1 protein-coding gene is annotated in these 250 nt (G+C 66.4%); it reads right to left on the reverse strand.

Annotation, left to right across the window (positions count from 1 at the left end):
* On the reverse strand, window positions 1–250 hold a 250-nt coding region (gene amrB, locus ACMUOY_RS20515), incomplete at both ends, for an AmmeMemoRadiSam system protein B (RefSeq protein ID WP_413894566.1).

Here is a 250-nt window from a genome sequence, read left to right on the forward strand (position 1 = left end):
AGGTCGCCCGGGTCGAGCAGGGCGGCCAGTTTCTTGCCCAGGTCGGCATGCCAGGGCGAATGCGAGCCGAACAGGACGGGCACCAGCGGTACCGGTCCTCCGCACGCGGCATGCAGGAACGGCAACTGGACTTCCAGCGCGTGTTCGGGGAGATGAGGTTCGATGGACCGGCTGCCGGTCACCTCCGCAAGGTCATGCGCGAAATCGCGATCGACGGGAAAGTCCCCCAGCGGAGATTCGAAACGGCTCC

The organism is Candidatus Skiveiella danica, from assembly GCF_022705245.1.
Lineage (GTDB): Bacteria > Pseudomonadota > Gammaproteobacteria > Burkholderiales > Burkholderiaceae_C > Skiveiella > Skiveiella danica.